This is a genomic window from Streptomyces botrytidirepellens (assembly GCF_003721215.1).
Taxonomy (GTDB): domain Bacteria; phylum Actinomycetota; class Actinomycetes; order Streptomycetales; family Streptomycetaceae; genus Streptomyces; species Streptomyces himastatinicus.
In genome coordinates this window covers 1-5215 of the sequence record NZ_RIBZ01000639.1, presented here as the reverse complement: position 1 = coordinate 5215, position 5215 = coordinate 1, and the positions used below count along the sequence as shown (strand labels likewise).

5 protein-coding genes are annotated in these 5215 nt (G+C 69.9%); all 5 read right to left on the bottom strand.

Annotated elements, in window-relative coordinates; all coding sequences use genetic code 11:
* On the bottom strand, positions 1-425 hold a 425-nt coding region (locus tag EEJ42_RS34390; RefSeq protein ID WP_484422023.1), incomplete at its 3' end, for a DUF8010 domain-containing protein.
* Positions 422-895, bottom strand: a complete 474-nt coding sequence (locus EEJ42_RS34385) for an acyl-CoA thioesterase (protein ID WP_123106051.1) — start codon at positions 893-895, stop codon at positions 422-424. The genes EEJ42_RS34390 and EEJ42_RS34385, both read right to left, overlap by 4 nt.
* A 4-nt stretch (positions 896-899) precedes the next feature.
* The gene (gene ettA / locus EEJ42_RS34380) at positions 900-2564 is read right to left on the bottom strand and encodes an energy-dependent translational throttle protein EttA (protein ID WP_123106049.1); all 1665 of its coding nucleotides are present in this window, start codon (positions 2562-2564) and stop codon (positions 900-902) included.
* Between the two features lie 244 nt (positions 2565-2808).
* Positions 2809-4239: a Cys-Gln thioester bond-forming surface protein gene (locus EEJ42_RS34375; protein ID WP_123106047.1), complete on the bottom strand. Its 1431-nt coding sequence runs from the start codon at positions 4237-4239 to the stop codon at positions 2809-2811.
* Between the two features lie 207 nt (positions 4240-4446).
* Complete coding sequence (locus tag EEJ42_RS34370) at positions 4447-4893, bottom strand: single-stranded DNA-binding protein (protein WP_123106045.1); 447 nt, start codon at positions 4891-4893, stop codon at positions 4447-4449.
* Positions 4894-5215 lie beyond the last annotated feature (322 nt).

Here is a 5215-nt window from a genome sequence, read left to right as displayed (position 1 = left end):
GTGCCGGGCAGCCCCGGCACCCGGCGCCAGCCGCCGCGCGGCGGCAGCAACCCGGCCCAGGGCGGGCCGGTGACGGCCTCCGGAACGGCGACGGTGAGCCCCTCGGACGCCGTCACCTTGCCGGAGCCCGCCGCGTCCAGTGCGTCGGCGAACTGACCGGCCGAGACGGTGGTGTCCAGCGCCCCCGGCCCGCCGGGGGCACCGGCGTCCGTGGCGCCCGCGGTGACGACGGCTTCCAGCCGTGCCGTACGGATGGCCAGGACCTCGAAGGACGGCGGGCGGCCGAAGACGGCCAGCACCCCGCCGCCCGCCTGGAGCCGGACGGCGGCGGCGCGGTCGTAGTGGATCAGCCGGGCCAGGAAGGCGGCGAGGTCGGCCGCCTCCCCGGCGTCGGCGAAGTGCAGCTCGTGCTGGAAGGCCGTCATACGGTGACGGCCCCCTCGGCGGACTTCCCGGCGCCCTTCCCGGCCGCCTCCCCGGTGCCCGGCTCGGGCTCCAGGTAGTCGGTCAGGAAGCTCTCCTCCTCGGACGTGACGCGGCGCGGCCGGCCCGCTTCGAGGTCGAAGGGGACGATGCGGGTGGCGGCCCGTACGTACACGGTCTCCTCGTCCTTGACCTCGTAGCACAGGTCGATGGAGGCGGCGCGGATCTCCTTCACCCAGGTCTCGATGGTCACCGGCGTGTGCCGGTGGACGAGGGGCCTCAGATAGTCGATCTCGTGCCGCGCCACGACCACCCCGCCGGTGAACGCGTCACTCCCGTTCCCCGGCGCCAGCCGCCACATGAAGTCGACGCGCGCCTCCTCCAGATAGCGGAGGAAGACCACGTTGTTGACATGGCCGAACGCGTCCATGTCGAACCAGCGCAGGGGGCAGGAGTAGATGTGCCGGGCCATCCCCTCAGCCCCGGGTGAGCTTCTTGTAGGTGGCGCGGTGCGGACGGGCGGCGTCCGGGCCGAGCCGCTCGATCTTGTTCTTCTCGTACGACTCGAAGTTGCCCTCGAACCAGAACCACTTGGAGTCGCCCTCGTACGCCAGGATGTGGGTGGCGACGCGGTCGAGGAACCAGCGGTCGTGGGAGACGACCACGGCGCAGCCCGGGAAGTCGAGCAGCGCGTTCTCCAGGGAGGACAGGGTCTCGACGTCGAGGTCGTTGGTCGGCTCGTCGAGGAGCAGCAGGTTGCCGCCCTGCTTGAGGGTGAGCGCGAGGTTGAGACGGTTGCGCTCACCGCCGGAGAGCACCCCGGCGGGCTTCTGCTGGTCCGGGCCCTTGAAGCCGAAGGCGGACACGTAGGCGCGGGACGGCATTTCGACCTGGCCGACGTTGATGTAGTCCAGCTCGTCGGAGACGACCGCCCACAGTGTCTTCTTGGGGTCGATGTTGGCGCGGCTCTGGTCGACGTAGGAGATCTTGACGGTGTCGCCGACCTTGATCTTGCCCGCGTCGGCGGTCTCCAGGCCCTGGATCATCTTGAAGAGCGTGGTCTTGCCGGCGCCGTTGGGGCCGATGACGCCGACGATGCCGTTGCGCGGCAGGGTGAACGAGAGGTCGTCGATGAGGACCTTCTCGCCGAACGCCTTGGAGAGGTTCTCCACCTCGACCACGACGTTGCCCAGGCGCGGGCCCGGCGGGATCTGGATCTCCTCGAAGTCCAGCTTCCGGGTCTTCTCGGCCTCGGCGGCCATCTCCTCGTAACGGGTGAGCCGGGACTTGGACTTGGCCTGGCGCCCCTTGGCGTTGGAGCGGACCCACTCCAGCTCTTCCTTGAGGCGCTTCTGGCGCTTGGCGTCCTTCTGGCCCTCGACCTTGAGGCGGGCCTGCTTCTTCTCCAGGTACGTGGAGTAGTTGCCCTCGTAGCCGATGGCGCGGCCGCGGTCCAGCTCCAGGATCCACTCGGCGACGTTGTCCAGGAAGTACCGGTCGTGGGTGATGGCCACGACGGTGCCCGCGTACTTGGCGAGGTGCTGCTCCAGCCACTGGACCGACTCGGCGTCCAGGTGGTTGGTGGGCTCGTCGAGGAGCAGCAGGTCGGGGGCCTCCAGCAGCAGCTTGCAGAGCGCGACGCGGCGCTTCTCACCACCGGAGAGGTTGGTGACCGGCGCGTCACCGGGCGGGCAGCCCAGGGCGTCCATGGCCTGCTCCAGCTGGGCGTCCATGTCCCAGGCGTTCGCGTGGTCCAGCTCCTCCTGGAGCTTGCCCATCTCCTCGAGCAGCGCGTCGCTGTAGTCGGTCGCCATCTGCTCGGCGATCTCGTTGAAGCGGTCGAGCTTGCCCTTGGTCTCCGCCACGCCGTCCTGGACGTTCTCCAGCACGGTCTTGGACTCGTCCAGCGGGGGCTCCTGGAGCAGGATGCCGACGCTGTAGCCCGGCGAGAGGAAGGCGTCACCGTTGGACGGCTGCTCCAGCCCGGCCATGATCTTCAGCACCGTCGACTTACCGGCGCCGTTGGGGCCCACGACACCGATCTTCGCGCCGGGATAAAAGCTCAGCGTGACGTCGTCGAGGATCACCTTGTCGCCGTGCGCCTTACGCGCCTTGCGCATGGTGTAGATGAACTCAGCCAAGAGAAACCGTCCGGCAATCTGGTAGGTATCGATGTGCGGGCGCGCCGCATGGGTGCGTGCGGGCTCCGCCGCGTCCAGGGCAGAGACACCCCACCCCATCTTGCCGTACGGCAGGCCCGAGGCGGAAACCAGTTGTTCCGCCGTCCGGGGCGGCCGCCCCGGCAGGAAGGGCCGGAACCCCGCATTCTGCCGAGGCCCCGGCCCTTCCTCACCGTCCGTCGTCGGCGGTCACCCCGCCGGGCGGTCACTCGCCCGAGGGGGCCTTCTTCTTGCGGACGAAGAAGATCGCGCCGCCGCCGACCACGACGAGCACGATGGCGATGCCCGCGATCAACGGGGTGGAGCTGCTGCTTCCGGTCTCCGCGAGGTCACCGCCGTCGGTGGCGTCGACGGCCGTGGTGTCACCGCTGGTGACCTCGCCGCCGCCGGTACCGCCGGCCGACGCCGGGCCCGCCTTGGTGGAGGGGGTGTCACTGCCGCCGGTGCCGCTGCCCGCGGTCTTGCAGTCGAGGACGCCGGAGAAGGTCTTCCGGAATCCGTTCGGGCCCCGGACGCTGAACTTGTAGCTCTGGTCCTCGTTGACCGGAACGGTGACGGTCTTCGACTGACCGGCCTCGACCGTGTACTTCTGGTTCAGCAGCGTGAAGGTGAACGCCTCGTCGCCCTTGTTGGTCGCCGTGACGTCCACACCGCCCTCGGCGCAGTCCTTCTCGGCGGTGACGGCCGGGACCGCGCCCTTCTCCGCCCAGTGGGCGGTGGCCGACGCGGAGACGGTGCTCTCGCTGGAACCGGCGAGTATCTGCGTCTGGCTCTTGGTGTCGCTGGAGAACGCGCGGCCGACCGGCACCTTCGTGGCGGCCTGGGCGGTCAGCGTGGCGGAGCCGTCGGCCGCGTCGGACGGCACGTCGACGTAGACCTCGCCGCCGTTGGCGGCGCTGGTGATCGTCTTGCCGCTCTTGTCGACGAGCTTGACGCCGGATCCGGCGGCCTCGGCGCCCGGGGTGAGGGTGACGCTCTCGGCGTTGGTGCGGACCGTGACCGGACCGAGCCGCTCACCGGCCTTGCCGGAGACGGCCGGCGGGTCGAGGCTCAGCGAGGCCTTGGGCTCGGCCAGGTTCCGCGCGCTCTTCTCCAGGTAGTCGGCGAGCTTCTCGGCCGCCGGGTCGACCGCGTCGACCTTCGCCTTGTCGGAGAAGCGCCAGATGGCGACCTGGGTACCGGCGGCCGCGGTCTTCTCGGTGAGGGCGCCGGAGCCCGCCTTCGAAGCGAGTTCGGCGAGGTCGTTCACCTGGGGGTAGGAGTTCTGGAGAATCCAGTTGATCTTGCCCGCTTCGCGGTTGTTCGCCAGCGAGGTCTGACTCCAGGGCTTCTCTTCGTACTTCGCCTTGCTCTGCGTCGGATTGTGCAGATCGATGCAGTACGTCTGGATGCTGCCGCCGTTGTCGACCGCCATCTCGAAGAGACCGGCGCCGACCTCCTGGTCACCCTTGTCGCGGATGACCGCCTTGTCGAAGGTCTTGAGGCCGCTCAGCGTGGCGGTGGCTCCACCGTTTCCCGGAGGCACATCGTCCGCGGCGGCGGTACCGGCGCCGGCCAGCGCGCCCGCCGCGACCAGCCCTGATGCCAGGACGGCGGCCGCTATACGGGCGACACCCCGCCTCTTCACAGAAATCATGGTTTCCCCTCCGGGCGAGCGCCAGTCAGTTGATGCGCCTCGCCAGCGAACTCAAAACTCAGTAACCCCCGTTGGGCACTCAGGGATCCTAGGGAGCGAAAAGCCGCACGATCCCCGATTGGACCTGACCCCAACCGATCCGAATCGGAATTGTTACCTGCCCCACAGACCCCATATGACCTGGGATTATCGATAAATCACCCCTGGTCAGCGGGCTGTTGCCCCGGTCGGTACGTTTAAAAGGGGTTTGGCCTGTGAGACCCGCCGGAAGGCGGAGGTGCCGCGGGTGAGATCGTGCCCGACCGCCACCGCGTCGATCTCCGCGGTGATCCACCGCCTGGGTCCGCTCTCCCCCGTCCCCTGCGGCGCCTTCTCGCGCTCCCGCTCCTTCTCCCGCTCACGCACCCGCAAGGTGCCGTGGACCAGCAGCGGTTCGCCGAGGGACACCGAAGCGGCCACGTTCGCCGCGAGGGTCCGCCAGGTCCAGACCGTATAGAAGCTCGTATACGCGTCGACCCACCCCTCGCTCTTCCGGTCCCAGCGGCGCACCGTCGCCGCCAGCCGGAACCGGGCCACCGCGACCCCGGCAGCGGTCTCCCAGAAATCCGGCCGCGTCGCGGCGTTCCCCACCACCGTCGTCCAGGTCTCGTTCATGGCCGCGCTCCCCCGCTCTCCCGCGATCCCGCTCTCCCCCTGCGGCCCACCGGACCGCCGACCCCCATGCTGCCCGCGATCCGAGCCCCGCGCCGGAGCCTGTGCACAACCCCCAGGCTGTGGACAACCCGCTCCCTCGTTCCGGTGAACCGCCGACCGGTCCCGCTCTCACCCCTCCCCCGCCGCGATCACGTACTGCGCCCGCACCTCCCGGTACCGCGCCAGCTCCGCCCCCACCGGCGCCAGCACCCGCGCCCGTCCGCAGCCCACCGCCGCGTCCCGCAGCCGTGCCTCCGCCGCCCGTCCGTACCGCCGGGCGGGC

Excerpts from the sequence above, each read along its gene's own strand:
- EEJ42_RS34385 (WP_123106051.1), bottom strand. The coding sequence starts at position 895 with ATGGCCCGGCACATCTACTCCTGCCCCCTGCGCTGGTTCGACATGGAC.
- EEJ42_RS34375 (WP_123106047.1), bottom strand. The coding sequence starts at position 4,239 with ATGATTTCTGTGAAGAGGCGGGGTGTCGCCCGTATAGCGGCCGCCGTC.
- EEJ42_RS34370 (WP_123106045.1), bottom strand. The coding sequence starts at position 4,893 with ATGAACGAGACCTGGACGACGGTGGTGGGGAACGCCGCGACGCGGCCG.